The following is a 25,391-nucleotide window of genomic DNA, read 5'->3' on the forward strand; positions in this document are numbered from 1 at the left end:
CCCAGGCACAAACTATGAGATTCTCGATTATCAGCGAGATCCCCGGCAGGACCCGCCTCCAGTTGGCGGGTCCTGTGCCAGAGAGCGATCTCGATGCGCTTCTTAAGCTCAGCGGCGACATCGACGGCGTGCGCAAGGTGCGCGTCTACGGCCGTATCGGCCAGATGGCGCTCGAATACGACGAGCCGCACCGCGATGCCGTGCTGGCTGCCGTCGGTGCGCTCGATGCCCAGGCCATTGCCGACGCAAAGACGGGTTACGTGATGCAGCTTGAGCCACGCAAGCACAAGCTCGTCATGGATCTCGCCACACTTATTGGCGCCCACTACGCGCGCCGCTGGTTCCTGCCTACGCCGCTGCGTGCGGTGTTTGTCGTGGCCGGTTACATGGCATTTTTGCGCGCTGCCCTTCATGAGCTGGCGCAGCCGCGCCTGACCGTTCCCGTGCTCGACGCTTCGGCCATCGGCATTTCGTTCGTCAAGCGTGATGTCGACACCGCGGGCCAGACGATGTTCCTGCTCAACGTGGGCGAGCTGCTCGAGGACTACACCCGCGCCATGAGCGAAAACGAGCTCATCAACTCGCTGCTTGATGTGCCCGACAAGGCGCAAAAGGTCGTCGGTGACACCGAGGTAAGCGTTGCCGCCACCGAGCTTGAGCCCGGCGACTTGGTGGCCGTGCGCACCGGCATGTCCATTTGCATCGACGGTGTTGTCGAGCAGGGGAGCGCTATGGTCAACCAGGCGACCCTGACCGGCGAGCCGCTGGCCGTCGAGCGCAGCGTGGGCGACGACGTGTTCGCCGGAACCGTCGTGGAAGACGGCAGCATCTTGGTGCGCGTGCGCGCCAATACGGCCCAGACCAAGCTCCGCTCGATCGTCTCGCTCGTGCAGGCGGCCGACTCGCTCAAGTCCGAGGGCCAGTCGCACATGGAAAACCTTGCCAACAAGATCGTCCCGTGGAACTTCCTGCTCGCGGGCCTGGTTGCGCTTACCACCCGCAGCCTCATCAAGACCTCAGCGGCGCTGATGGTCGACTACTCGTGCGCACTCAAGCTCACGGGTTCCGTCGCCGTCATGACTGCCATGAGCGATGCTGCCAAGATGGGCGTCATGGTCAAGGGTGCGAAGTACTTTGAGTCGTTTGCCAAGGCCGACACCATTGTGTTTGATAAGACGGGCACGCTTACCGAGGCGCAGCCGCGTCTTGCCTGCGTGCTCACCACCGATGGTTGGAGCGAGGACGAGATCCTGCGCCTTTCCGCTTGCTTGGAGGAGCATTTTCCGCATCCGGTGGCGCGCGCCGTGGTCAATGCGGCACGTGAGCGCGGACTCGAGCACCGCGAGCGCCATGCTGCCGTCGAGTACATCGTGGCGCACGGTATCGCTTCGTCCATTGAAGAGCGTCGCGCCATCATCGGTTCCGCGCACTTTGTATTCGAGGACGAGGGTGCGCAGCTTGAGTCCGACATCAAGGAGCGCATCGAGTCCCAGATGCAGGGCCTGTCGCCGCTGTATCTGGCGGTCGACGGCACCGTTGTGGGCGTGCTCGGTATCGAGGACCCGCTTAAGCCCGGGGTCCGCGAGGCCATCGCCGACCTGCATGCGCTGGGCGTCAAGCATGTCGTTATGCTCACGGGCGACTCGGAGCGCACGGCCGAGCGCATTGCTCGCGAGGCGGGTGTCGACGAGTTTAAGGCCGAGCTGCTGCCCGAGGACAAGTACGCGTATGTTGAGCGCATTAAGGGCGAGGGGCGCCACGTTGCCATGGTGGGCGACGGCGTCAACGATTCGCCGGCACTCGGTTTGGCCGACGTGGGGCTGGCGATGGGTGGCGGAAGTGACATCGCCAAGGAGGTCGCCGATATCATCCTGACCGATACGGATCTGGCCGCGATCGTGCGCCTGCGCCGCATGAGCCAGGGCCTCGTTGATCGTTTGACGAGCTCCTATTCTAAGGTGATGCTCACCAACTCAGCGCTCCTGGCACTGGGCATTACCGGCGCGATTACCCCGCAGGCGTCGTCGCTGCTGCACAATGGCTCGACGATTGCCTACAGCCTGAGCAACGCGAAGGCATATCTGCGCTAGCGCTTTTGCTTGAGTTTATGGCCTGCATTTGGACGGTGTTGCATCTGTCGGAATGCAGGCCTTTTGCGTTTGACCATGTGCTAGCAGCAATATATAGTGATGCTAGCAAAGATAGCAGAAGTCGAAGGTGAGGTTGAGATGGGTGCTGTTGGCAGCATGGCGCAGGTGAATGTTCGCGTCGATCGTCAGGTCAAGGACCATGCGGAGGAGGCGCTGCGGCTTTCGGGCGCCTCGCTGCCCGAGCTCATCAAAAAGGTGGTGGCCAAGGTCGCGCAGGGTGGCGGGCAGTGCGAGGAAGTGCTTGCGGCCGTCGACGACCGGCAGCAGACCGTCGCGCCCGATACTCCGTTCGCCGCATCATGGGCGGCGGCGGATCAGCTTTACGCGGACCTGGGCATCGCTACGTCGCCCGTATCCGACGATCGCGGTTGGGAAACAATCTATTCCGAAGCCATGGACGAGCGCTATCGCCAAAAGGGGATGATCCAGTGAGTGGGGCGCCTCTCAAGATCATGGTGGACGCCAACGTATGGGTTGATTCGTTTTGCGTCGACCATGCCGAATCGCTTGCCGCGCGTGCGTTTATTGGGCAGGCGACGGAGACGGGGTCGTTACTGTTCTTTCCGGTGCATATCGCTAAGGACGTGCTATACGTTGTCCAACACGAGCTGAAGCGTAGCGTTCTTGCCGTCGGGGGAGCGCTCGACGAGGCTTCTGCCCGCGCAATTGGCGATGCGGCACTGGCGTTTGTTCGGAATATGACCGAAAACGCCACCGCCGTGGGCGCAGACGCATCCGATCTGTGGCTAGCCGACAAATACTTAGCGCTCCATTGCGATTACGAGGACAACTTGGTACTCGCCGCATGCAAACGCGCCCAGGTTGATTACTTGGTAACTAACGATCGCAAACTGCTCGAACATGCCGATCTTGCAGCAAAGACACCTCGTCAAATGATGCCGATTCTTGCTTTGGCCGAACGCGGCGGCGCGGCTATCGGTTGACGCGAACTGTTTACGGGCCTCTTGGACGACGATGCGCTAAGGGACCCGCGTCTGCTATTTACAAAAGCTCGGCCTTAATGGCGGGACTTTCTGCGAGCTGCTCGGCTGCCTTTTCTTCGGAGCTGTCGAGCGCGGCTAAGCTGCGGTAGACCCACTCGTTGACCTGGGTGTTCTTGACGCCTGCGGTCTGCATAAGGGCGCCTACCTCGCAGATTGCTGCGAGCAGATCAGCTTTTGGGCCCGCGAGCTCGACCTCGATGCCGTGGTAGGCGGACACGCCGCGGTTCTCACTCACATGGTCGATAAAGCCCTCGACGGTCTCAAGCTGCTGGGCGAGAGCTGCATCATCGTCAGCGTCCAGCACGACGAGTGCGTTCGATACCGTGAGGGCGGGATGTCCGCAGGGGACAAAGCCTTCGATGACATCCATAGCTTCGGTAATGGTTGAGCCCAGGCCTGCGAGGGCATTGATGAGTTGCTGTTTGGTATCCATAACGGTCCTTTCGACGGGTCAATTTTGCTTGGCGAAAATATACGTGACGCGTTCGGTGGCAAAAGTGCGAAGTGTGGTACACATTTGGGTCTTCACAGCTCGTGCATAGAACAGCTGTCCGCTTTCAGAACGTGGTAAGATAACACTTCACAAGCGGGGCTCGCCCCGTATGTTCCTTGAAAAGTCGACGGGTGTTGGGTGCTCGTGCCCAATGCCATCCAGACTTTCCCGACATTCGGGGGCGACTGGTTTCGACACGATAGCTCTGAGAGAGGAAGCAAGCCGAGGTCTCCTCGCCTCGTTAAACAGGGGTACCGTCAAATTGAATTGACAACAACTCTTCTTTTGAGCCTATGGCTCTCGCTGCTTAGTTTATAGCGGCGCGTCAACCCGGTGATTTCCCCGACACCGGCGCGACGTCATTTTAGGGGAATGCTCCTGCGCACGTAATCGGTATGGCGCAGGCTAAGACCGAACCGGTTAGGACGCCGCGAGCGTGTCGCTGCGCGCAAAGCGTCCGAGACAAAACCAGCGACTGAGCTTGGAGATGCCAATCAGGGGGCTTTCGTGGACCGGAGTTCGATTCTCCGCGCCTCCACCATAAGTAACAGGCAGGTAGATATTCGTATCTACCTGCCTTTTTATTTCTAGTCCGTACCGCGGAGAATCGAACTCTATGCAGGGCGCGAGCGTTAAGCAAACGCGAAGCGTTTGTAGCGAGCGGGCGAGGACGCCGGCAGGCGGCCGAAGCCGGTGCGGATTTGCGAAGCAAATACGCGGATTCTCCGCGCAAAGCTCCAGCCCTATATAGATGCGATGCCGATGGGATGACGACCGGCAATACCCCGCGCCAACGCCACCCCCGTACCGCGGAGAATCGAACTCTGCGCAGGGCGCGGACGTAAAGAAAACGCCTTGGCAACGCAGACCGGGACACGCTTTCCGAATGGTGAGCTCAGCGGAAACTGCGACCCGGAATTTGCTCTGAGACCGGGACGCGCTTTCCCGCCGACCGCCCCGTCCTCCGCAACTCAAAAACCAATGCGCTCTCTATCCCAAAACTGGGTAGAAGAAGCCCAAACGAAACAGCAGGAGGTCAACATGACTGCAGAAGATAAGGCAAAGAACGCCGGCAAGGTCGCGCTTGTTTTGGAGGGCGGCAGCTTCCGCGGGCAATTTACCGCAGGCGTGCTCGACGTCCTCATGGAGGCTGGCGTCGAGATTCCGGCGGTATATGGCGTATCGGCCGGTGCCCTCAACGGCGTGAACTACAAGTCGCACCAGATCGGCCGTGCCAACCGCATCAACCTGGCTTTCTGCAACGACAACCGCTTCATGGGTGCCGCATCGTTTGCGTCCACGGGTTCTATTGTGGGCTACGACTTTATCTTCAACGATGTCCAGGACCGCCTGGATCCCTTTGACAACGTGACGTTTGATGCGAGCCCCATCGAGATGTACGCCGTCGCGACGGACATGCTCTTTGGAACTGCCGCGTACCTGCCGGTCAAAAGCGCCGTGCTCGACCTCGATGCCGTGCGCGCCTCGACGTCGCTGCCGCTGGTGACGCCGCCGGTCGAGATTGACGGGCACAAATACGTCGACGGTGGCGTAGCCGATTCGGTTCCCATCGAGCACGTGCTGGAGGAGGCGGGCTTCGATCGCGCGGTTGTCATTGTCACGCAGGACCGCTCGTACGAGAAAAAGCCCTACGAGTTTATGCCCGCCGCGCGCGCCCGCTATGCCGACTACCCCTACCTGCTCGAGGCTATCGAGACGCGCCACGACCGCTATAACATCCAGCGCATGCATCTGTGGAAGTATGAGCGCGAGGGCCGCGCACTGGTCGTTGCTCCGCAAAAGCCGGTCGAGGTCGGCCACGTTGAGCACGATCCAGCAAAGCTCCTCGACCTGTATATTCAGGGCCGCCAGGAGGCAAAGCGCTTGCTGGGAGATATCGAGGCATTTGTCGAGCGCTAGTGTCGCGACGTCATGACCCATGGACGACATGTGCAGAAAGTCTGGTCAGAACCAAAATACCTGTTGACTCGGGCGGCGAGCGGGGTAATATGGACGGGTTACTTGCAGAGCCCCGTGAATCTCTGTAACAACACGTACTGTACATGGAGGAGTCTAAGTGATTTCGAAATCGACTCACTACGCCAAGCAGGGCGAGGTCCAGCGCAACTGGGTTCTCGTCGACGCCGATGGTGCTGTCCTGGGCCGTCTTGCCACCCAGATCGCAATGATTCTGCGCGGTAAGAACAAGCCCCAGTTCACGCCCAACAGCGACTGCGGCGACTTCGTTGTCGTCATCAACGCCGATAAGGTCCAGCTTACCGGTAACAAGGCCGACACGAAGACCTATTATCGCCACAGCGGCTACAACGGCGGCCTCAAGGCTGAGAGCTTCCGCCAGGCTATGGAGAAGCACCCGGAGAAGGTCATCGAGCGCGCCGTTCGCGGCATGCTGCCCAAGACCACCCTCGGCCGTGCCCAGATGACCAAGCTTAAGGTCTACGCTGGTGCCGAGCATCCGCACGCTGCCCAGAACCCCACGAAGATTGAGCTGGAGGCTTAAAGATGGCTGAGAACACCGTTGTCTACCAGGGTACCGGCCGTCGTAAGAACGCCGTCGCCCGCGTCCGTCTCGTCCCCGGCACCGGCAAGGTGACCATCAACAAGCGTGACGCCGAGCAGTATTTCGGCCGTCATCAGCTCGTTGAGAACGCCCTTGCTCCCTTCAAGGTGACCGACACCGCCGGTCAGTTCGACGTTATCGCTCTGTGCGATGGCGGCGGCATCTCCGGTCAGTCCGGCGCTCTGCGCCTGGGCATCGCTCGCGCTCTTCTGAACGCTGGCGACTACCGTGCTGACCTCAAGAAGGCCGGTTTCCTTACGCGCGATGCTCGCGTGGTCGAGCGCAAGAAGTACGGCCTCAAGAAGGCTCGCCGCGCTCCCCAGTTCTCCAAGCGCTAAGGTTTTATCTCCTTACGAGATACAATGTACAAGCGGGGCCTGCCGATTGCTCGGCGGGTCCCGCTTTTCTTTTTCGACTAGGGTGGGCGACTGCGTTTTGCCCACTTGGGAAGGAGCGATCCTATGCCCCAGAACATTTTCGGTACCGATGGCGTCCGCGGCGTCGCCAACGCCGACCTCTCGTGCGACCTCGCGTTTCGTCTTGGCCGTGCGGCGACCAAGTTCCTTGGTCTGGACATTTGCATCGGCCGTGACACGCGTCTTTCGGGCACCATGCTCGAGAGTGCTCTGACCGCCGGCATTATGGCCGAGGGCGGCCGACCGCACTGCTGCGGCGTTATCCCTACGCCGGCCGTGGCGCTGCTCACCGTCCAAAACGAGCTCGACGGCGGCATCGTCATCTCTGCTTCGCACAATCCGCCGGAGTTCAACGGCATCAAGTTCTTTAGCCGCAAGGGCATGAAGCTTCCCGATGCTGTCGAGGAAGAGATCAGCGCCTGGGTCATGTCCGAGGAGGCCATGGCTGCCGACACGCTGCCGACCGGCGCCGGTGTGGGTCACATCATCAAGATGAAGGACGCCCGCAAGGCATATGTCGATCATGCCATCAACACGCTCGACGGCCTTAAGCTCGACGGCCTGGTTGTTGCCGTCGACTGCGGCCACGGCGCTTCTTGCCAGACCACGCCCGCCGCACTGCAGCGCCTGGGCGCCACGGTCCATGCCATCAACACCGACTACTGCGGCACCGACATTAACGTCGAGTGCGGCTCCACTCATCTTGAGCCCCTGCGTGAGCTCGTGCTGCGCACCCACGCCGACATCGGTCTGGCTCACGATGGCGACGCCGATCGCGTGCTGTTCGTGGACAGCGAGGGCAACGAAATCGATGGCGACTACATCCTGGCCATCTGCGGCTCCGACTTGGCCGCTCGCGGCAAGCTCGCCAACTCCGAGATCGTCTCGACCGTTATGTGCAACCTAGGCTTCTCCATCGCCATGAAGGAGCAGGGCTTCGAGATGGTCCAGACCGCCGTGGGCGACCGCTATGTTCTCGAGCGTATGCTCGAGGACGGTGCCGTCATCGGCGGCGAGCAGTCCGGCCACATCATCTTCCTGGAGCACAACACCACCGGCGACGGCTTGGTGACGGCCCTGCAGCTTCTGGCCGTGCTCAAGCGCACCGGCCGCACCCTCACCGACCTTGCCGGCATCATGAAGAAGTACCCGCAGGTACTTGTCAACGTACATTCCGACAATAAGGCCGGCCTGGACGATTGTCAGCCCATTTGGGACGCCGTCGCTGCCGCCGAGAAGGAGCTCAACGGCCGCGGCCGCATTCTGGTACGTCCGAGTGGCACCGAGCCGCTGGTCCGTGTGATGGCCGAGGCCGAGACGCACGAGTTGACCCGGCGTGTGGTTGACGACATCGTCGAGGTTGTCAAGCGCGAACTTCCCTAATGGTCAAAAACGGGTGCCAAGTGGTAAACTGTTAAAGTTATTTTGATTGATTGGTATGTCCGAGGGGGAGCATGTTCACTAAAGTCCTGAGGTCTTTTGGTATGCGTGGTCGAGTCCTTACGCTGGATGCTCCCATCTCGGGCGACGTCATTCCGTTATCCGAGGTCAAAGACCAGACGTTTGCTACCGGCCTTTTGGGCCAGGGCGTGGCGATTCAGCCTACGGGTACACGTGTGATTGCTCCGGCTGACGCTAAGGTCGAGGCGATTTTTCCCACGGGTCATGCCGTTGCGCTCAACACGGTCGATGGTCTAGACGTGCTTATCCATGTTGGTTTGGACACTGTCCAGCTTGAGGGCAAGCATTTTAGCGTGCATGCACAGGTGGGTGATGTCGTCCATAAGGGCGATGTGCTCATCGAGTTCGATCGCGAGGCAATTGCTGCCGAGGGTTACGATGTGACGGTTCCCATCTTGGTGTGCAACTCTGTTGAGTTCTCGAGCATCAAGGGCTCCGTTGGCGAGCATGTCGAGGAGATGGACCAGCTCATCGTTGCTCGCGAGCGCTAGTCGCTCCGCTTGGCCCTTAGCCTACAATTCAATCACGTTTACGGAGGGCGCCCTTGAAAGAGGGCGCCCTCCGTGGCAAGATGGGGATTGTCCGAAGCTAAAAGGCTTTGGGTCACCGTGGACGGGCAGGGGCCTCGACGCGGTTAGACACGAGACACATATATTACGCGACCTCGCCCTGGTGGCCGCACACGTTGGTTGCGGCCGACGCGGGCCGCGGGCAAGTGCTTGTAAGGGGAGCCTTGCCTCTCTTGTACGAGAAAGGACGCGTAATGAAAATCATTAAAGCTAAAGACTACGAGGATATGAGCCGCAAGGCCGCTAATATCATCTCGGCTCAGGTTATCCTCAAGCCCGATTGCGTGTTGGGTCTTGCCACCGGCTCCACCCCGATTGGCGCTTACAAACAGCTCGCTGCTTGGTACGAGAAGGGCGACATTGACTTTGCCGAGGTCAGCACCTATAACCTGGACGAGTATCGTGGTCTTTCGCACGACGATCCCCAGAGCTATCACTACTTTATGCGCGAGAACTTCTTCGATTACATCAATATCGATCTGAACAACACGCACGTGCCCGATGGCTCCAACCCCGATGCCGCCGCTGCCTGCTCCGAGTACGACAAGATCGTCGCTGCCGCCGGTTACCCGGATCTGCAGCTGCTCGGCATTGGCAACAACGGTCACATCGGCTTTAACGAGCCCGATGACCACTTCTCCAAGGGCACGCACTGCGTCGACCTCACCGAGAGCACCATTCAGGCCAACAGCCGCCTGTTCGACAGCATCGATGACGTGCCCCGTCAGGCTTACACCATGGGCACCCAGACCATCATGTATGCCCGCATGATCCTGGTTGTCGCCAACGGCGAGGCCAAGGCTCAGGCCGTGCACGATATGTGCTATGGTCCGGTTACGCCCAAATGCCCGGCTTCGATCCTGCAGCTGCACACCAACTGCGTTGTCGTTGCTGACGAGGCCGCTCTTTCGCTCTGCGAGTAACGCGATCAAGCGATCTTACATAGTTTCTCAAAAGGCCCTCGCTTTGCGGGGGCCTTTTTAGTGGACATACGCCGTGGCGTATACATGACGGAAACCTTGCCGCGTGCTTGACTGGAGGGTTTTAAATTTTTGTGATTCATTCTATAGCAGATTCTATGCACATTTGCCACCATAGAGTCGCAGGCGGTAGCGAGGAGTAGGCGAGTTGCGCAACTCAAATAAAAATAGCCGACTGCGCTACACTGCAAATGGGATGGGACATGCTGGCAAGCGCATTGACCTGCGCAAAGACCTATTGGTCGGGGGATAAGTTACCGTCGGGCCTCGCTGTACAAAAACTTGCCAAACACGTACCGGCAGACAATTAAAAACTCTAAGTCGCGCTATTCACGGGGCGGCTCATATGGTCCTGCAGCTACGGTGTCCATATGGTCGAGTTGAGGAGCAAGCATGGTAAACGATCTGGGCAATACGGACGACCTCGAGTTGATGCCGACGGGCGGCGGCTATATGGTGCGGCGCGATCGCTTGATGAACGAGCTCATCGTTAAAGGGCGCAAGGCGGGAATTGTTTTGCTCTACGCGCCCGACGGGTTTGGTAAGACGTCGGTGTTGCTGCAATACGTGCAGGAGGTTAAATCGGACCCCACGCGAGGGCCGGTTCGGATTATCGAGGCCGACCGCGCGATTGGACGCGAGCTCTTTATGCAGCTCGAGGTTGTCGCCGATGAGCTTAAGGACAAACCTCATTCGCTCGTTGCGATCGACAACGTGCCCAATCTCGAGCAGCACGAAACCGAGGACCTCATCGATCGAATCCGCAGCTTACGTGCTACGGGGACGGGGGTCTTTATTGCCTGCCGCCCCTCCAACCGATTGCTTATCCACGGGCTGGGCGATTCTGTAAAAGTCAATGCGCAGATGCTCAAGGTGCACGCCTATGAGTATTCGTCATGGGCCACGGCATTCTCAATCAGCACATCGCTTGATTTCTATCGGCTCACACAGGGTGTACCCGAGCTGGTATCTGCCCTGCAGACGGGAATGTATGGACAGGGCGATGTTGCCGGGTTGCTCGAGAACGAAATCGTCAACGTGTACGGTGCGGCGCTGGCCGATCTCGCATCGCTCGAGAACAACCTGTTGTTTACCGTTGCCTGTTTGATGGTACTGATGGGCGAGGGCCGCATTGCGGAGCTAGAGGCGTGCGGCGTGAGGCTTTCGATGGTCGACCAGTCCATCTTTGTGCGCGATTATCCGATTTTTGGCGTGGATCCGTCTGATCGCACCTTTAGGTGTTTGGGCGCTAAGGACAACGCGCGCCTGAGGCTGCGAAAGCTTGTTGCCGAGATCCGTCCCGAACTTGTATCGCGGGCTGCTCGCATTTTGATCAAGGCGGGCCGATGCGATTTGGCTATGGACCTGGCCGACGCGTTCTTGGACCGCCATGTGGTATTGGAACTTGCCGGGCAGTATGGGGCCGATCTTGCCCTGACCGGGCACGGAGGGGACATTTGCCGTGCGGCGTCGGCGATGATCAATGCGGAAAAGCAGGAGCAAGAGCCGACACCCGCCGAGGCACTCGGCGTGTATCTGGCGGCTGTCAGCGTGTGCAATACAAAGCTAGCAAGGTATATGGCGTCCGTTATCGAACGTGCGGGTGACCAGGCGGCCCGCGAGGTCGACCCCGCTACCTGGAAAATAGCCCAGGCGCTTACTATCGCCTTTTACGGCGACAATGACCTGGGGCTTCCCGCCAACCCTGTTGTGCAAGAACAGACATCCTGCGAGGTGCTCGACATGCTGTCCGCGCATATCGAGGTCAAGCGCCACCTAACCGAGCGAGCGGAAGACGGCAATGTTCTCGCGAAGCTCAAGGCGTGCAAAGCTTATGATTGCGAGCTCGACATCGCGGGGATTCTCATACAGGCCGACCATATGCTGGTGGAGCTGTTCGACGGCTCGTTTGCTAAACCCGACGAGCGCGATGACAAGATGGCGCAGATACTCGAGGCACTCGATATCCGCGGGCTTAAGGCGCCATCCATTTGGCTGCGTATGGTGCTCGCGGCGCGGCGCCTGCTCGCGGGCTTGCCCGTGACCGACGATGTGGCGTTTGGCGAGCTCGACCGCTTTGCGGTGCGTGTTCGTGACAATCAAATTCAGCTGTTTGGGTTATTGCTGGAGGGTTGGCAATCGCTGGCGGAGGGGCGGCCGGTCAACGCGAAGTTCCGCGCGGTTCAGGTGCTCAAGCTCGCCGACGAATCGATTGCGTACATGCGCGAAAACGCGTTGCTGCTGGAGCGCGTGGCGTACCTGCGCAATACATCGCTGGTATCGGTTCGCGAAGAGGCGGAGCTGCTCGACATTAGCAAGACGCAGGTCGGTGGCTCAGAAGCCTGGATCGTGGCGCTGCACCTGGCCGCTGCGGGCCGCGATAGCGATCTTGCCGCCTGGATGTCTATGAATCGCTCGGGGATTTTAGACCCATCGTATCGGCTATTTGCGCGTCTTGCGATGCACTGTCTGGGCGAGCCTGCCGTCAGGATTCGCAAGAAGCTTCCGGTGCGTGAGCTGTCGCGGTATTCACTACGCGATGATTTTGAGGGCGAAAGCGAGCACCTGTTCCAGGCGGGCGAGGTTGAGGCTGTCGATGCGATCGGCCATATTGAGATGCGCATGTTTGGCACATTTCGCGCCGAGCGCGACGGCTTTCCCATCACGGATAAGATGTGGCGTCGCAAAAAGGCGGCAACACTTGCCGAGCGGCTCGCGTTGGGCATGGATGCCATGGTCGACCGCGAGACAATCGCCATGGAGTTGTGGCCCCATGCCGAGTTTAGCGCCGCGCGCAACAATCTGTATTCGACGGTATCGCGCTTGCGCTCGGCTTTGGGTCCAACGCCGGATGGCAAGTCGTGCGTGCTCATCCAAAACGAGTGCATAGGGCTCAACGGCGACTACGTTAAGACCGATGTAAGGCTCTTTGACCAGCTGAGCCGCGAGATCCTGGGAAACCGTATGGGCGCGAGAGGCCCTCACCTGGTTGAGCTTTGTCTTAAGGTTGAGCAGCTCTACGCGGGGCCGCTGTATGTTCCCACCGGTTGCAATCCCACGTTTTTTACGCGCATGCGCCACATTATGCAATCCAAGTACATCGACTGCATGATTAGGGGAGCGAATGCCGCTCTCGAGGAAAATGACCTGCAATCGGCAATTTGGCTCGTTGAATCGGGGCTTCGCCAAGAGACGGCGCGCGAGGACATGGTTCGCTGTGCCATGCGCGTTTACGGTGCGGCGGGACGACGCCGCGATGTTGTCGAGCTATACAGCGGCCACATGCACCACCTGCGAGAGCAGGTTCAAGGCGTGCCCGAGCCCGAGACAAGGCGCCTGTATGAGCGCCTGGTCGAAGGCAGGCTCAAGCGCGTGCTTGTCGAGCGATAAAAAACGGGCGCCCGAATCACTCGGACGCCCGCAGGCTACTCGGTATGGCCAGTCGGTTTTAGACGAGCTTGATCTTCTCGATATCCTTGCGCGAGGACTCGCGATACAGCGAGAACTTGCGGCCGATAACCTGAACGACGTCGGCGTGGCAGCGCTCGGCGAGCTCCTCGGCGGCCTCGCGGGCAGAAAGGCTGGAGCCGTCCAGCACGGAGCACTTAACGAGCTCGTGCTTCTCCAGGTAGGCAACCGTCTGCTCGACGGTGCCCTCGTTGACATCGGACTTACCGATGATGATGGCGGGGTTGAGGTGATGGGCCATGCTGCGAAGCTGCTTGACCTGGGCTCCTGTCAGTGCCATGGGTTCTCGCTTTCTATGTATGGGGCGCCCCGCAATGGGGCCTTAATCTACGTGAGCTGTCCCACGATAGCGCAGGAACGGCGCGGTGTGGAGCGCGTTTGCCCAGTTCGCAAAGAATGCGGATGCCGGGCGGGAAGACGATGCAAGCTTTAGATGGGCTACGGGCGGGGTATGGAGACCGGCTCCCATGCAATAAACGCCCAACGGACCTTGCGGACGTGGTCGAGCATGTAACGCCCCTGCGGTACGCCCTTGGACCCTGGCTCGCCGGCATGGGGATTCTCAATCATATGCTGAGCGACGTAGTCGCGTAGACGGTCAATCTTATCCTCGTTACCGTGCTCGAGCATGCGGGAGAAGTCCGCCACTCCCGCCTCAAGGCTATCGAAGGTATCGCGACGAGGCGATTCAAAGTACGTAACCTGCGGCAGGGCGCCCATCTGAATGAGGATATTGAAGGCATACACAAAGCCATTACTGCGGGTAACCGAGGCACCGATAGCGTTCATCAGGTGCAGGTCATAGCGCGGGCTGGAGTTGGCGACCATCGTGACAGCACAACGCCGACGAGCCGTACGGTCAAGCTTGGCAAGTGCTCCCTTCAGGTCGTTCGTAGTAACCGAGCGACTCGCAAAGGCAACATCTACAGTCTTGGCAACCGGCCCAACCAGATCCCAATCATCATCCCAAGCAAGCTCAAGCGGCGTAATCAGATCCTCGAGCCCGTAATACTCAATGCCGGCATCAAGGGTGCCCAACATAGCGGGGGAGAAGTCGGCTGCAATTACAGGATGCCCAGCCTGAGCAAGCGGAATAGCAATCGACCCAGCCCCGCACCCCATATCGAGCACCGACTCGCCAGGCTCAAGCGCCAACAGCTTTATAAAATCCCGAGCATACGGGGCAGTTTCCAGCGGACGAAAATGTCGAGCCCGCTTATCCCATTCAAAAGGATCATCAGCCCGATGCCGAGCGGCCTGCAGACGCATCCATTCGCCATTCCAATCCGCAGAAAGCAGCTCAGAACGAATCAAATCATCAGCCACGGGCCATCTCCCTCACAACAAAAAAGCGACTCCTCCCAAAAGAAGAGCCGCAACCAGCATATATCAGAAAGAACCGATCCAACGCTAAACCGCCATACCAGCAAAGTAGGGCAGAAGCGAAGCGACTGCCAAAGGGATAGAACCCAACTGAGGTCCCGTTGTGCGGGAGCCCCGGGGAGGGCAAATATATAAGGTCGATCGCGAGTTCCGCACGAGCCGGAGAGCACTTAATGTGCTCTCCGTGCGAGTCAGGACTGTCCGAGCAGGCGACCTTATATATTTGCCCTCCCCGGGGCTCCTCGCCAGTCCCCCTCAGCTAGTTCTTGAGCGAGTTCAGCGGCGCTGGGAAGCGTCCGCCGCGGTGGGCGAGCACGGTGCCGGCGTTGGGGTTCACCGGCATGATGGGCGCACGGCCAAACAGGCCGCCGTACTCGACGCAGTCGCCCACGCCCTTGCCGATGGCGGGAATCACGCGCACGGCCGTGGTCTTATTGTTGATGACGCCGATGGCCATCTCGTCGGCGATAATGCCGGCGATGGTCTCGACCGGGGTGTCGCCGGGGATGGCGATCATGTCCAGGCCGACGGAGCACACGCAGGTCATGGCCTCGAGCTTCTCGAGCGAAAGCGCGCCGGCCTCGACGGCGGCAATCATGCCGGCGTCCTCGGACACGGGGATAAAGGCGCCCGAGAGGCCACCCACGCTGGAGCTGGCCATGACGCCGCCCTTCTTGACGGCATCGTTGAGCATGGCGAGTGCGCAGGTCGTGCCCGGGCCACCGCAGGTGCCAACACCGATGATCTCGAGGATACGCGCGACGGAGTCGCCGATGGCGGGCGTGGGAGCCAGCGACAGGTCGACAATGCCCTTCTCGACATCCAGGCGACGGGCGGCCTCGCGGCTCATGAGCTCGCCGGCACGGGTGATCTTAAAGGCGGTCTGCTTAATCTTCTCGGCGACTTCCATCATCGATGCGGAATCGGGCAGCGTCTCCAGGGCTGCGGCCATAACGCCGGGGCCCGAGACGCCTACGTTGATGACGGCGTCGGCCTCGCCACCGCCGTGGACGGCGCCCGCCATAAACGGGGAGTCCTCGACCATGTTGGCAAAGCAGACAAACTTGGAAGCGCCGACGGAATCCTGGTCGGCCGTGAGTTTAGCGGCATCGATGATGGTCTGAGCCGCCATGAGCACGGCGTCCATGTTGATGCCGGCACGCAGACTGGCGACGTTGACGCTGGAGCAGACGCGGCTCGTGGCGGCGAGCGCCTGCGGGATGGACTGGATAACGCGGCGGTCGGCGTCGCCGATGCCCTTCTGGACGAGTGCGGAGAAGCCGCCCAGGTAATCGATGCCGAGCGTCTCGGCCGCGCGGTCGAGGGCATGCGCGATGGGGGTGAGGTCCTCATCCTTGCAGCACGCGGCGATCTGTGCCACCGGGGTGACGGAAACGCGCTTGTTGACGATGGGGATACCGTACTCGCGCTCGAGGTTCTCGGCGGTCTCGACCAGGTGCTCAGCCGTGTGCGTCACGTGGTCGTAGATCTTCGTGCACATGCGGTCGAGGTTCTCGTCACCGCAACCCATGAGCGAAACACCCATGGTGATGGTCCTGATGTCGAGGTTCTGCTCCTCAACCATGCCGCGGGTTTCCGCGATTTCTGCGGGCGTGATCGCCATCCTTGCACTCCTATCTGCCAAAACGAGCATAGTCTTGTCTATTCTAACGTGCCGCACGTGCCAAGTGGCACATGCGGCACGTTTTGGTGCTCGGTTGTTTCCGTTGTGTTACTGCCCAAAGACCTCTTCGGCGATGCGCGCGCTTTCGGCGGCATCCTTGGCGTAGTAGTCCGCGCCGATCTGCTTGGCGTATTCGGGGGTGAGCACGGCGCCGCCTACGATGATCTTGACGCCCGGAACCTCGGCATGGAGCAGCTTGATGGTCTCCTCCATGGCGACGACCGTGGTGGTCATAAGCGCCGAGAGGCCGACGAGCTTGATGTCACGCTCCCTCACGGTCTTGAGCACCTCTTGCGGGTCGACGTCGCGGCCCAGATCAAAGACGGTATAGCCGTAGTTATCGAGCAGCATCTTGACGATATTCTTGCCAATGTCGTGGATGTCGCCCTTGACGGTGGCCACGCAGATCTTGCCCTTGTCGGCAATCTCGCCGGCGGGCATCAGCCGCTTAATGGTGTCAAAGCCCACGCGCGCGGCCTCGGCCGAGGCCATGAGCTGCGGCAAGAAGAACTTTCCCTGGTCAAAGAGGACGCCAACCTCGTCAAGGGCGGGGATAAAGTGATTGTTGATGAGGTCCATGGCGTCGTGATCTGCCAGCAGACGCTCGGTTTCGGCCGCGATCTCGCCCTTGCGGCCCGAGACGACCATGCGACGAATCGGGTCGTCGTTGCCGTCGGTGCCGGCGGTGCCAGCAGCGGGCGCGGCGTCGGTCGATGCCGCCTGGGCTGCCGTCGGGTTTGCGGCGATTTTGTACGGATCGGTCCAGCCGGCGTAGCGCTCGATGTATCCGGTCGAGCCCTCGTCCTCAACGCTCAGCACGCGATAGCTGTAGACGGTATCCATAAAGCGCTTGGAGCCCGGGTTCATGATGGGGGCGTCCAGGCCCGCGCCAAAAGCGGCAGCCAAAAAGACCGAGCCAAGCAGCGGGCGGGCAGGCAGGCCAAAGCTGATGTTCGACACGCCGAGCGCGCATTTGACGCCCAGACGCTCCTTGCACAGGGACATGGCGCGCAGGATCTGTTCGGCCTGGCGTTGATTGGTCGAGGCGGTCATGACCAGGCAGTCGATGAGGATGCGGTCCGGGCCGATGCCGTAGCGGGCAGCCTCGGCCACGATGCGCTCGGCGATGGCGAAGCGAGCCTCGGCGGTATCGGGGATGCCGCCTTCATCGAGCGTGAGGCCAACGACGTTGGTGCCGTAATGGGCGACCAGCGGAAAGATCTCATCCATGATTTGCTGTTTGCCATTGACCGAGTTGATGATGGGCTTGCCGGCGTAGCGGCGCACGGCTGCCTCGACGGCTGCGGGGTCGGTGGAGTCGATCTGCAGCGGCAGCAGCGTGGAGCCCTGGAGCTGCTCGGTCGCCTGCTGGATGATCTTGACCTCGTCGATCTCGGGCAGGCCCACGTTGACGTCCAGGATGTCGGCGCCCTGTTCCTGCTGGCTGATGCCCTGGCTCACGACGTAGTCCAGGTCGCCGTCGCGCAGGGCCTGTTGCAGGCGCTTTTTGCCAGTGGGATTGATGCGCTCGCCGATGACGGCGATTTTGTGGCCGTCACAGGGAAGGTCCACGACCGTCTGGGCGCTCGTGACCGACATGCTGGGCTTGCGGCGGCGCGGGCTGGGCGTGTGGTTGTCGATGAGGGTGCGAAGTGCCGCCATGTGCGTGGGCGTGGTGCCACAGCAGCCACCCACGACGCTCACGCCGTCCTCGATCATGCCGGTGACGGCCTTGGCGTATTCGGGGGCCTGGATATCAAAGACGGTATTGCCGTCATCGTCCACGTGGGGCAGTCCCGCATTGGCCTGCACCATAACGGGCTTGTCGGTAACGGTGAGCATGAGTGCGGCGAGCCCTCGGAGCTCGGCCGGTCCCTGGCTGCAGTTGATGCCCAAAACGTCGGCGCCGATGGCGTCGAGCGTGATAGCGGCCACCTCGGGACTCGTACCCAGGAACGTGCGACCGTCTTCTTCAAAGGTCATGGTGGCAAAGACGGGCAGGTCGGAGTTCTCGCGGCAGGCGAGGACGGCAGCCTTGATCTCGGCAAGGTCGGTCATGGTCTCGATAATAAAGAGGTCCACGCCCGCATCGACGCCGGCGCGCACTTCCTCGGCAAAGAGGTCATAGGCCTCGTCGAAGCTCAGGGTGCCCAAGGGGCGCAGTAGGGCACCGATGGGGCCGATGTCGCCGGCGACGTAGTGGGCACCGGCCGCGCGGGCGCAGGCGACAGCGGCGGCAAAGACATCTGCCACGGTGGCGGCACCGTCGAGCTTGTGGGCGTTGGCGCCAAAGGTGTTGGCGGTAATCACGTCGCAGCCGGCCTCGACATATTGACGTTGGATATCGGTGATAACCTGGGGCTCCTCAAAGTTGAGCAGCTCGGGCAGGGCGCCGGCCTTCATGCCAGCCGCCTGCAGCATGGTGCCCATGCCGCCGTCGAACAGCAGGTGCCCCGTGCCCTCGATGGCGGCGCGCAGGCGAACGCCCTTAATGCGAAGGTCGTCGATCGTGCGCGTCTTGTATACAGCGCCATTACGGCGTGCGGCATCAACGGGCGCCGCCAGCGCGGCGCCGTCCAGATCATGAGTGATAAGCGGAGTAAACATCGAGGGCTCCTAATGGCTGGAATAGCAGGTGGTGTGGGCGGCGCGGAAGCGGCAGTGCTCGCGCATGCGGCAGATAGTGCAGGTAGGATGGCTCTGGGCGTCGTGGACCTCGCCGTCGAACAGACCAATTACCGCGGTCACGCTTTTGGTGGGCATGAGCAGGTTGGTAGGTGTGACGGTCAGCCCGATGAGCCGCGTGGCGTTGAGCGCAGCCACGATTGAGCGCTGGGCCGTAAGCGGGCAGTCGCCGTAGCCGGGACTAAAGCGCCAGTTACCGGCGAGTCCGTGCGCGGCGGCCGCAGCCTTGACCTGCTGGTCCATCTGCTCGACGGCGGCTTCTACATAGGCGGAGCACGCGGCATCGAGCACGGCTCCCTCTAGGGGCTGCTGGGCTCCCGTGGTGCGCAGGCGACGCTCGGCGTCCATGCCGAGAGTGCATGCCATGAGCGCGGCAAAGCGGGCGTCTTTGAGGTGGCGATAGATATCGCGACCGCGCAGCTCAACGTTGGTGCCGACCAAGCGAATGCAAGGCTCGCCCTGTTCATCGATTCCCGTGGCATCGACGGCAAATACGCGGCGCACGCCACGGGGTTCAATATCCAGCTCCAGACGCTCAACGACAAGCTCAATACGCTGCGACAGCTCGGGCTCAATCTGCTGACCGCCGTAGCCCAGATACCGCAGCATCTCGGCACGGTCGACACGAGGGTGGTGAGCAGCGTCGATACGGTAAAGCGCCGGCGACGCAAGGTCGGCCGGCACTTCAACAACGGTTGTATCGACGTGCGGTTTTTCCATTACCCCAGGCGCTCCATAATGGTTGCGGCGATCGCAGGACGATTCATAGTGTACAGGTGCAGACCGTCGGCACCGTGCTCTTTGAGGTCGCAAAGCTGGCGGGCGGCATAATCTACACCGGCTGCCTGCAGGCTCGCGGGGTCGTTCTCGTATTTGGCGAGAATCTTGATGACGGGGGAGGGCAGCGACGCACCGCACATAAAGACCATGCGGCTGATCTGCGACTTGCCCATAAACGGCATGATGCCCGCAGTAATGGGCACGGTGATACCGGCCTTGTCGGCAAGCTCGCGAAAACGGTAGAAGCACTCGTTGTCAAAAAAGAGCTGCGTCACAAAGAAGCTCGCGCCGGCGTCCTGTTTTTGCTTGAGGTGCTCGACCGAGAGGTTGAGATCCTCACAGGCAATGTGGCCCTCGGGGTAGGCTGCGGCGCCCACGCAAAAGCCGGCGTCGACGAGCTCGGGGATGAGGTCGCGGGCGTAGGCGTAGTCCGAGGCGGGCTTGTCGTCCTCGGTCGCGCCAGCGGGAAGATCGCCGCGCAGAGCCAGTACATTTTCTACGCCGGCGGAGTGGTATTCGTCGATCTTGGCGGCGATATCGGCGTGCGAGCGGCCCACACAGGTAAGATGTGCCACCGAGGGTGTATCGAATTCGCTCGTAATCATATGCGCTATGGGGGCGGTGGTGGCACCGTTGCCGGAGCCGCCGGCCGAGCAGGTGACCGAGACAAAGCTCGGCGAAAGCTTGCACAGATTGCCTGCCACTTCGCGAGCCGTATCGAGGGTCAGCTCGCCCTTGGGCGGGAACATCTCAAACGAAACGGGCGCGGTGCCCTGGGATGCTGCCTGCTTAAAAACCTCATCGACGCGCATATCGTGCTCCTTTAGATGCCTGGGTGCGATGTTTTGTTGCAAGGATTCTACAGCACCACTGTGCTAAGGTGGAGTTTCTCTCTCGATTTGGGGATACCAATCGAAAATGCTTCGCTATCGGCATTTCCTATAACAGGGCAGTCAATGTAGGATGGGGCTATATTGAATGGTATCTGATGCGAAATACCAGTTAAGAAAGCCCCGTCCCAAATTGACTACCCTTAAACCATGGGGAGAGGTCTGCAATTTATGCAGTTGATTGGCTGTTGAGGGTGGCAACGCCGCCTCGATAGGGTAACCTCAATGATTGGTTTCGCGACGGCAACATAACGGTAATGTCGCGGAAACACGGCGAGTCTAAGCTATGACTCGTTCGTTAGTAATCAACACCGCTTCTCACGCGGTGCCGATACGAAGGGAGTTCCGTATGGCCGAACTTACTGACCGCTTCGGGACCATGGTGTTCTCTGAGGAAGTCATGAAGGACTACCTCCCCAAGGACATTTGGAAGCGCCTTGCTGCAACCCTCGAGGGCGGTGAGCCGCTCGACCTGGATGTGGCCAACGCCGTTGCCCATGCCATGAAGGTCTGGGCCATCTCCAAGGGCGCGACGCACTATGCGCACTGGTTCCAGCCTCTTTCGGGCATTACTTCCGAGAAGCACGACAGCTTCTTGGAGCCCAACCACGACGGCACCGCCATTACCAAGTTTACGGGCAAGAACCTCATCCAGGGCGAGCCGGACGCCTCCAGCTTCCCCAACGGCGGCCTGCGTGCCACCTTCGAGGCCCGTGGCTACACCGCTTGGGACCCCACTAGCCCCGCCTTTATCAAGGACGATGTCCTGTGCATCCCCACGGCTTTCTGCTCCTACACGGGCGAGGCCCTGGACAAGAAGACCCCGCTGCTGCGCTCCATGACCGCGCTCTCGCGTGAGTCCAAGCGCGTTTTGGCGCTGTTTGGCAAGACCCCCAAGAAGGTCGTTCCTTCCGTGGGCGACGAGCAGGAGTACTTCCTGATCAAGAAGGATGCCTACCGCAAGCGCAAGGACCTGGTCATCACCGGCCGCACCCTCTTTGGTGCTGCTCCCTGCAAGGGCCAGGAGCTCGAGGAGCACTACTTTGGCGCTATCCGCCCCACCGTCTCGGCCTATATGAAGGACCTGGACGATGAACTGTGGGCGCTTGGCATTCCCGCCAAGACCAAGCACAACGAGGTTGCTCCCTGCCAGCATGAGCTCGCACCGGTCTATGGCGAAGTCAACGAGGCCATCGACCAGAATCTGGTCATGATGGAGAAGATGAAGCTCATCGCCTCCCGCCACGACTTGGTCTGCCTGCTGCACGAGAAGCCCTTCGAGGGCATCAACGGTTCGGGCAAGCACAACAACTGGTCGCTTGGCACTGAGTCCGAGAATCTGCTCGATCCGGGCGACACCCCGCTCGACAACCTGCAGTTCATCGTCTTCCTCACCGCGGTGATCGAGGCCGTCGATAACTATCAGGAGCTCCTGCGTGCCTCTGTTGCCTCGGCCGGCAACGACCATCGTCTGGGCGCCAACGAGGCTCCTCCGGCGATTATGTCCATCTTCCTGGGCGACCAGCTTACCGAGGTCGTCGAGAAGATCATTGATGGCAAGGCTTCCGTCCATGCCACGCGCGGCGTACTCGACCTGGGTGCCGATACCCTGCCCAAGCTGATGCAGGACAACACCGACCGCAACCGCACCTCCCCGTTTGCCTTCACCGGCAACAAGTTCGAGTTCCGTGCCTGCGGCTCCGAGCAGAACGTTTCCGACTCCAACCTGGTGCTCGATGCCGCCGTGGCCAAGTCGCTCAAGTCCTTCGCCGACGCGCTTGAGGGTACGCCCGAGGATGAGTTCCAGGACGCCGCGCTCGAGTACTGCAAGAAGGTCCTGACCGACCACCAGCGCATCCTCTTCTCCGGCGATGGCTACTCCGACGAGTGGCCCGTCGAGGCCGAGAAGCGCGGCCTTGCCAACAACAAGACCACGGCCGACGCCCTGCCCGCCTTTGTTTCCGATAAGGCCATCGCGCTCTTTGAGGAGACGGGTGTCCTGACCAAGGCCGAGGCTCAGTGCCGCTACGACTGCAAGCTCGAGAAGTACAACAAGCTCATGAACATCGAGGCCACCACGATGGTTCGCGAGGCGCGTCGTACCTATCGCCCGGTCATTACCGCCTATGCCACCAAGGTCGCTAAGGGCCTTGAGACTATTCGTGCCGCCGGTGCCGAGGCCGCCATGCAGTGCGAGCAGAACACGCTCAACAAGCTCTGCAACGGTATCACCACCATCAACGACTCCATCAAGGCGCTCGACGCCGTGCATCAGAAGGCCGAAGCCCTCGATGGTCAGGAGCAGGCCAATGTGTATGCACACGAGGTCGTTCCCGCTATGGATACGCTGCGCGCCGCCGTGGATGCCATGGAGGAGATCGTGGCCGCCGACTACTGGCCGGTCCCGACCTACGACGACATTCTGTTCTATGTGTAGAACGTAACTGACATATCGTCACGGTATTGAGCCGGGGTCCGCATCGCGCGGGCCCCGGCTTTTTTGTTGAACAAATTCACTAGGGCGGCGTCCGTTCGCGCCATTTGTTAGGGCAGGGGTGTGCGCGTTGCCGTGTCGTGAAAATGGAAGATGCTCGGAATATAACGCGCCTCGACATACTCAAATTGAGTTCCGGTTGAGTCGAATGTCTGGCTGGTTATGACCGCCAGATACGAAGAAGAATCGACGTCAAGCAACCGGCAGTCCTCGGCGTCAGGCTGGGCGAGTGTTATCGTTCGTTTGCTCACGGCAATGGTGAGTCCTAGCTCATCTTCGATGTAATGGAAGAGCGACAGGGTAGCATTCTGCTCGTTTAAGCCGGGGACGGAAGAAGTTAGGAAGTAGTGGCGGTCGACTAGGACCGGTTTATCGTCGAGCATGCGGACGAGCTTCAAATGCGTAAGGTCTTCTCCTTCGGGAAATCCCGTCAATTGAGCTAGATACTTATTGGTGCTTACGTGTTCGAAATAGACGATTTTTGACGTTGGAATTGCTCCGATCGCGTGTGCCGATTCGCTGAACGAAGAAAGGCCACTTACGGTGAATGCGCCCTCTTTGCTGGTACCTGCAAGTGACGTCTCGATTACGAGGACTCCCTTGCCTTTAATGGACTGAACTAGACCTTCATTTGCGAGAAGTGAGATGGCCTTGCGCACCGTCATTCGAGAGCAGGAGAACTCTTTGGAAAGATTTTGTTCGGAAGGAAGGAGCGACCCCACGGGATGCTTGCCTTCGACAATCCGCTCTCGTAGGCTTCGGTATATTTCACTGTACAGGATTCTTGCCAAAATGCTCTCCTTATTGAGGTTGTACGGAATGCGTCGAATCGGCGCGATTATCCGCTTCTACCAATTATAGGAAGTGGAGACACTTAAAGTTGCCGTTTACCGCCATAAATCAACCGTTCACCCGCGTGCCTAACATGTCTAGACAGATAGCAAATCATGTGGCTATAATTCAAGTCGTCAAGTACATGTCTAGACAGGAGGATTGCAATGGCAAAGCAGAGTTATGCAGTTACTATCGCGGGAGGCGGAAGCACTTATACGCCGGGCGTTGTTCTGACACTTCTCGCGAAGCGCGATGTGTTCCCCATCAATAGGATTACGCTCTATGACAACGATGCCGAGCGTCAGGGGACAATTGCCAAGGCATGTGCCATCTACATCAAGGAGAATGCTCCAGAGGTAACCTTCAGCTATACGACCGACCCTGAGGAGGCCTTCACAGGCATCGACTTTGTACTTGCCCAGATTCGCGTTGGCAAGTACGCTATGCGCGATAAGGACGAGAAGATCCCCCTGCGCTATGGCGTTCTTGGCCAAGAGACCTGTGGTCCTGGTGGCATTGCTTATGGCTTGCGCTCCATTGGCGGCGTACTCGAGATCCTTGACTACATGGAGAAATACAGTCCCGACGCATGGATGCTCAACTACTCCAACCCCGCGGCGATCGTTGCTGAGGCGACACGCCGCCTTCGCCCGGATTCAAAGATCATCAACATCTGCGACATGCCAATAGCCCTGATGGATATCATGGCTCAGATGTGTGGTCTCAAGGACCACAACGACCTCGTCGTCGGCTACTACGGCCTCAATCACTTTGGCTGGTGGACAAAGATTCACGACCGTGCTGGCAATGACCTTATGCCCACTATCAAGGCCCAAATGGCTAAAAACGGTTATGCCGGCGAGGATTCCGGCCTTGAATTCGTCGATGCGTCTTGGGACCAGACGTTCCGTAAGGCTAAGGATGTTTACGCGCTCGATCCGAATACCATCCCGAACACCTACCTCAAGTACTATCTCTTCCCGGACTATGTGGTTGAGCACACCGACCCCAACCACACCCGCACCGACGAGGTCCGTGAGGGTCGCGAGAAACGCGTCTTCGGCACCGCGCGTCAGATTATCGAAAAGGGCACGTCTGAGGGTTTCGGCCTTAAGCCGGATACCCACGCTGAGTACATTGTCGATCTCGCTCGCGCTTTGGCAGAGAACACTCGTGAACGTTTCTCGCTGATTGTTCCCAACGACGGGGCTGTGTCCAATTTTGACCCAACGGCTATGGTCGAGATTCCCTGCATCGTCGGCAGCGACGGCTACGAGAAAATTTGCCAAGGTGAGATTCCGCAATTCCAGAAAGGACTTATGGAGGAACAGGTCTCGGTCGAAAAGCTTGCAGTGTCTGCTTGGGTCGACCATTCCTATCAGGAGCTTTGGCAGGCGCTGACGCTTTCGAAGACGGTCCCCTCTGCCTCCGTTGCAAAGAAAATCCTTGACGATCTCATTGAGGCGAATAAGGAGTTCTGGCCAGAACTCCACTAGTATCGGAAATCAATTTTGTGAAT

At 59.9% G+C, this 25,391-nt stretch carries 20 protein-coding genes and 1 other RNA gene; 13 read left to right on the plus strand and 8 right to left on the minus strand.

What is annotated here, in order from left to right:
* Positions 1–74: 74 nt before the first annotated feature.
* From ACKUUJ_RS04885 to ACKUUJ_RS04895, 3 genes are all read left to right on the plus strand, one after another.
* A complete protein-coding gene (locus ACKUUJ_RS04885) occupies positions 75–2,090 on the plus strand; it encodes a heavy metal translocating P-type ATPase (protein WP_409064842.1) in 2,016 nt (671 codons plus the stop codon).
* A 138-nt stretch (positions 2,091–2,228) separates the two neighbouring features.
* Positions 2,229–2,582 carry a hypothetical protein gene (locus ACKUUJ_RS04890; protein WP_409064843.1) on the plus strand — a complete coding sequence of 118 codons (354 nt, stop codon included), beginning with the start codon at positions 2,229–2,231 and terminating at the stop codon, positions 2,580–2,582.
* Positions 2,579–3,094, plus strand: a complete 516-nt coding sequence (locus tag ACKUUJ_RS04895) for a PIN domain-containing protein (protein WP_349125371.1) — start codon at positions 2,579–2,581, stop codon at positions 3,092–3,094. Before ACKUUJ_RS04890 ends, ACKUUJ_RS04895 begins: the two co-directional genes overlap by 4 nt.
* Before the next feature lie 58 nt (positions 3,095–3,152).
* On the opposite strand, the gene ACKUUJ_RS04900 is transcribed toward ACKUUJ_RS04895, so the two are convergent.
* Entirely contained in the window at positions 3,153–3,587 is a 435-nt protein-coding gene (locus ACKUUJ_RS04900) for a hypothetical protein (RefSeq protein ID WP_409064844.1), read from the minus strand.
* 237 nt (positions 3,588–3,824) lie between these two features.
* Here ACKUUJ_RS04900 and ssrA point away from each other — a divergent pair.
* The 8 genes from ssrA to ACKUUJ_RS04940 all read left to right on the plus strand — a co-directional run bounded on the left by ssrA (position 3,825) and on the right by ACKUUJ_RS04940 (position 13,044).
* Positions 3,825–4,188, plus strand: a transfer-messenger RNA (tmRNA) gene (ssrA, locus tag ACKUUJ_RS04905).
* A 500-nt stretch (positions 4,189–4,688) separates the two neighbouring features.
* Entirely contained in the window at positions 4,689–5,567 is an 879-nt protein-coding gene (locus ACKUUJ_RS04910; RefSeq protein WP_118080924.1) for a patatin family protein, read from the plus strand.
* A gap of 157 nt (positions 5,568–5,724) precedes the next feature.
* Positions 5,725–6,168 (plus strand): 50S ribosomal protein L13, encoded by a 444-nt coding sequence (rplM, locus tag ACKUUJ_RS04915; RefSeq protein ID WP_022094635.1) that lies wholly within the window; start codon positions 5,725–5,727, stop codon positions 6,166–6,168.
* Between the two features lie 2 nt (positions 6,169–6,170).
* Positions 6,171–6,566 carry a 30S ribosomal protein S9 gene (rpsI, locus tag ACKUUJ_RS04920; RefSeq protein WP_022094634.1) on the plus strand — a complete coding sequence of 132 codons (396 nt, stop codon included), beginning with the start codon at positions 6,171–6,173 and terminating at the stop codon, positions 6,564–6,566.
* Positions 6,567–6,689: 123 nt separating this feature from the next.
* Positions 6,690–8,027 (plus strand): phosphoglucosamine mutase, encoded by a 1,338-nt coding sequence (gene glmM, locus ACKUUJ_RS04925; protein ID WP_409064845.1) that lies wholly within the window; start codon positions 6,690–6,692, stop codon positions 8,025–8,027.
* Between the two features lie 71 nt (positions 8,028–8,098).
* Positions 8,099–8,596: a PTS glucose transporter subunit IIA gene (locus ACKUUJ_RS04930; RefSeq protein WP_117839977.1), complete on the plus strand. Its 498-nt coding sequence runs from the start codon at positions 8,099–8,101 to the stop codon at positions 8,594–8,596.
* A gap of 272 nt (positions 8,597–8,868) precedes the next feature.
* Complete coding sequence (gene nagB, locus ACKUUJ_RS04935; RefSeq protein ID WP_409064846.1) at positions 8,869–9,597, plus strand: glucosamine-6-phosphate deaminase; 729 nt, start codon at positions 8,869–8,871, stop codon at positions 9,595–9,597.
* A gap of 450 nt (positions 9,598–10,047) precedes the next feature.
* The gene (locus ACKUUJ_RS04940) at positions 10,048–13,044 is read left to right on the plus strand and encodes a BTAD domain-containing putative transcriptional regulator (protein ID WP_409064847.1); all 2,997 of its coding nucleotides are present in this window, start codon (positions 10,048–10,050) and stop codon (positions 13,042–13,044) included.
* A 58-nt stretch (positions 13,045–13,102) separates the two neighbouring features.
* Here ACKUUJ_RS04940 and ACKUUJ_RS04945 read toward each other — a convergent pair whose 3' ends face one another.
* The 6 genes from ACKUUJ_RS04945 to ACKUUJ_RS04970 all read right to left on the minus strand — a co-directional run bounded on the left by ACKUUJ_RS04945 (position 13,103) and on the right by ACKUUJ_RS04970 (position 20,466).
* Entirely contained in the window at positions 13,103–13,402 is a 300-nt protein-coding gene (locus tag ACKUUJ_RS04945; protein WP_117839974.1) for a YhbY family RNA-binding protein, read from the minus strand.
* 158 nt (positions 13,403–13,560) lie between these two features.
* On the minus strand, positions 13,561–14,448 hold the full coding sequence (locus tag ACKUUJ_RS04950; protein WP_409064848.1) for a methyltransferase domain-containing protein: 888 nt from the start codon (positions 14,446–14,448) through the stop codon (positions 13,561–13,563).
* 316 nt (positions 14,449–14,764) lie between these two features.
* Positions 14,765–16,129 (minus strand): PFL family protein, encoded by a 1,365-nt coding sequence (locus ACKUUJ_RS04955; RefSeq protein ID WP_349116553.1) that lies wholly within the window; start codon positions 16,127–16,129, stop codon positions 14,765–14,767.
* 108 nt (positions 16,130–16,237) lie between these two features.
* Positions 16,238–18,796, minus strand: a complete 2,559-nt coding sequence (locus ACKUUJ_RS04960; RefSeq protein WP_409064849.1) for a homocysteine S-methyltransferase family protein — start codon at positions 18,794–18,796, stop codon at positions 16,238–16,240.
* Between the two features lie 9 nt (positions 18,797–18,805).
* Positions 18,806–19,594 carry a hypothetical protein gene (locus tag ACKUUJ_RS04965; RefSeq protein WP_409064850.1) on the minus strand — a complete coding sequence of 263 codons (789 nt, stop codon included), beginning with the start codon at positions 19,592–19,594 and terminating at the stop codon, positions 18,806–18,808.
* Positions 19,594–20,466 carry a methylenetetrahydrofolate reductase gene (locus ACKUUJ_RS04970; protein WP_409064851.1) on the minus strand — a complete coding sequence of 291 codons (873 nt, stop codon included), beginning with the start codon at positions 20,464–20,466 and terminating at the stop codon, positions 19,594–19,596. Before ACKUUJ_RS04970 ends, ACKUUJ_RS04965 begins: the two co-directional genes overlap by 1 nt.
* Positions 20,467–20,893: 427 nt before the next feature.
* Between ACKUUJ_RS04970 and ACKUUJ_RS04975 the strand changes: the two genes are divergently transcribed.
* Positions 20,894–22,981, plus strand: a complete 2,088-nt coding sequence (locus ACKUUJ_RS04975; RefSeq protein ID WP_118205277.1) for a glutamine synthetase III — start codon at positions 20,894–20,896, stop codon at positions 22,979–22,981.
* 107 nt (positions 22,982–23,088) lie between these two features.
* Here ACKUUJ_RS04975 and ACKUUJ_RS04980 read toward each other — a convergent pair whose 3' ends face one another.
* Entirely contained in the window at positions 23,089–23,829 is a 741-nt protein-coding gene (locus ACKUUJ_RS04980) for a GntR family transcriptional regulator (RefSeq protein ID WP_343006904.1), read from the minus strand.
* Between the two features lie 207 nt (positions 23,830–24,036).
* Between ACKUUJ_RS04980 and ACKUUJ_RS04985 the strand changes: the two genes are divergently transcribed.
* Positions 24,037–25,368, plus strand: coding sequence for a 6-phospho-alpha-glucosidase (locus ACKUUJ_RS04985; protein WP_409064852.1), 1,332 nt, complete (start codon positions 24,037–24,039; stop codon positions 25,366–25,368).
* Positions 25,369–25,391 lie beyond the last annotated feature (23 nt).

Origin of the sequence: Collinsella sp. wc0583, from assembly GCF_046116915.1 — a bacterium.
Classification (GTDB): domain Bacteria; phylum Actinomycetota; class Coriobacteriia; order Coriobacteriales; family Coriobacteriaceae; genus Collinsella.

Bases quoted from the DNA above. Each gene is read 5' to 3' on its own strand.
- ACKUUJ_RS04890 (WP_409064843.1), top strand. From the start codon at position 2,229: ATGGGTGCTGTTGGCAGCATGGCGCAGGTGAATGTTCGCGTCGATCGT.
- ACKUUJ_RS04900 (WP_409064844.1), bottom strand. From the start codon at position 3,587: ATGGATACCAAACAGCAACTCATCAATGCCCTCGCAGGCCTGGGCTCA.
- ACKUUJ_RS04910 (WP_118080924.1), top strand. From the start codon at position 4,689: ATGACTGCAGAAGATAAGGCAAAGAACGCCGGCAAGGTCGCGCTTGTT.
- rpsI (WP_022094634.1), top strand. From the start codon at position 6,171: ATGGCTGAGAACACCGTTGTCTACCAGGGTACCGGCCGTCGTAAGAAC.
- glmM (WP_409064845.1), top strand. From the start codon at position 6,690: ATGCCCCAGAACATTTTCGGTACCGATGGCGTCCGCGGCGTCGCCAAC.
- ACKUUJ_RS04930 (WP_117839977.1), top strand. From the start codon at position 8,099: ATGTTCACTAAAGTCCTGAGGTCTTTTGGTATGCGTGGTCGAGTCCTT.
- nagB (WP_409064846.1), top strand. From the start codon at position 8,869: ATGAAAATCATTAAAGCTAAAGACTACGAGGATATGAGCCGCAAGGCC.
- ACKUUJ_RS04940 (WP_409064847.1), top strand. From the start codon at position 10,048: ATGGTAAACGATCTGGGCAATACGGACGACCTCGAGTTGATGCCGACG.
- ACKUUJ_RS04945 (WP_117839974.1), bottom strand. From the start codon at position 13,402: ATGGCACTGACAGGAGCCCAGGTCAAGCAGCTTCGCAGCATGGCCCAT.
- ACKUUJ_RS04955 (WP_349116553.1), bottom strand. From the start codon at position 16,129: ATGGCGATCACGCCCGCAGAAATCGCGGAAACCCGCGGCATGGTTGAG.
- ACKUUJ_RS04960 (WP_409064849.1), bottom strand. From the start codon at position 18,796: ATGTTTACTCCGCTTATCACTCATGATCTGGACGGCGCCGCGCTGGCG.
- ACKUUJ_RS04965 (WP_409064850.1), bottom strand. From the start codon at position 19,594: ATGGAAAAACCGCACGTCGATACAACCGTTGTTGAAGTGCCGGCCGAC.
- ACKUUJ_RS04970 (WP_409064851.1), bottom strand. From the start codon at position 20,466: ATGCGCGTCGATGAGGTTTTTAAGCAGGCAGCATCCCAGGGCACCGCG.
- ACKUUJ_RS04975 (WP_118205277.1), top strand. From the start codon at position 20,894: ATGGCCGAACTTACTGACCGCTTCGGGACCATGGTGTTCTCTGAGGAA.
- ACKUUJ_RS04985 (WP_409064852.1), top strand. From the start codon at position 24,037: ATGGCAAAGCAGAGTTATGCAGTTACTATCGCGGGAGGCGGAAGCACT.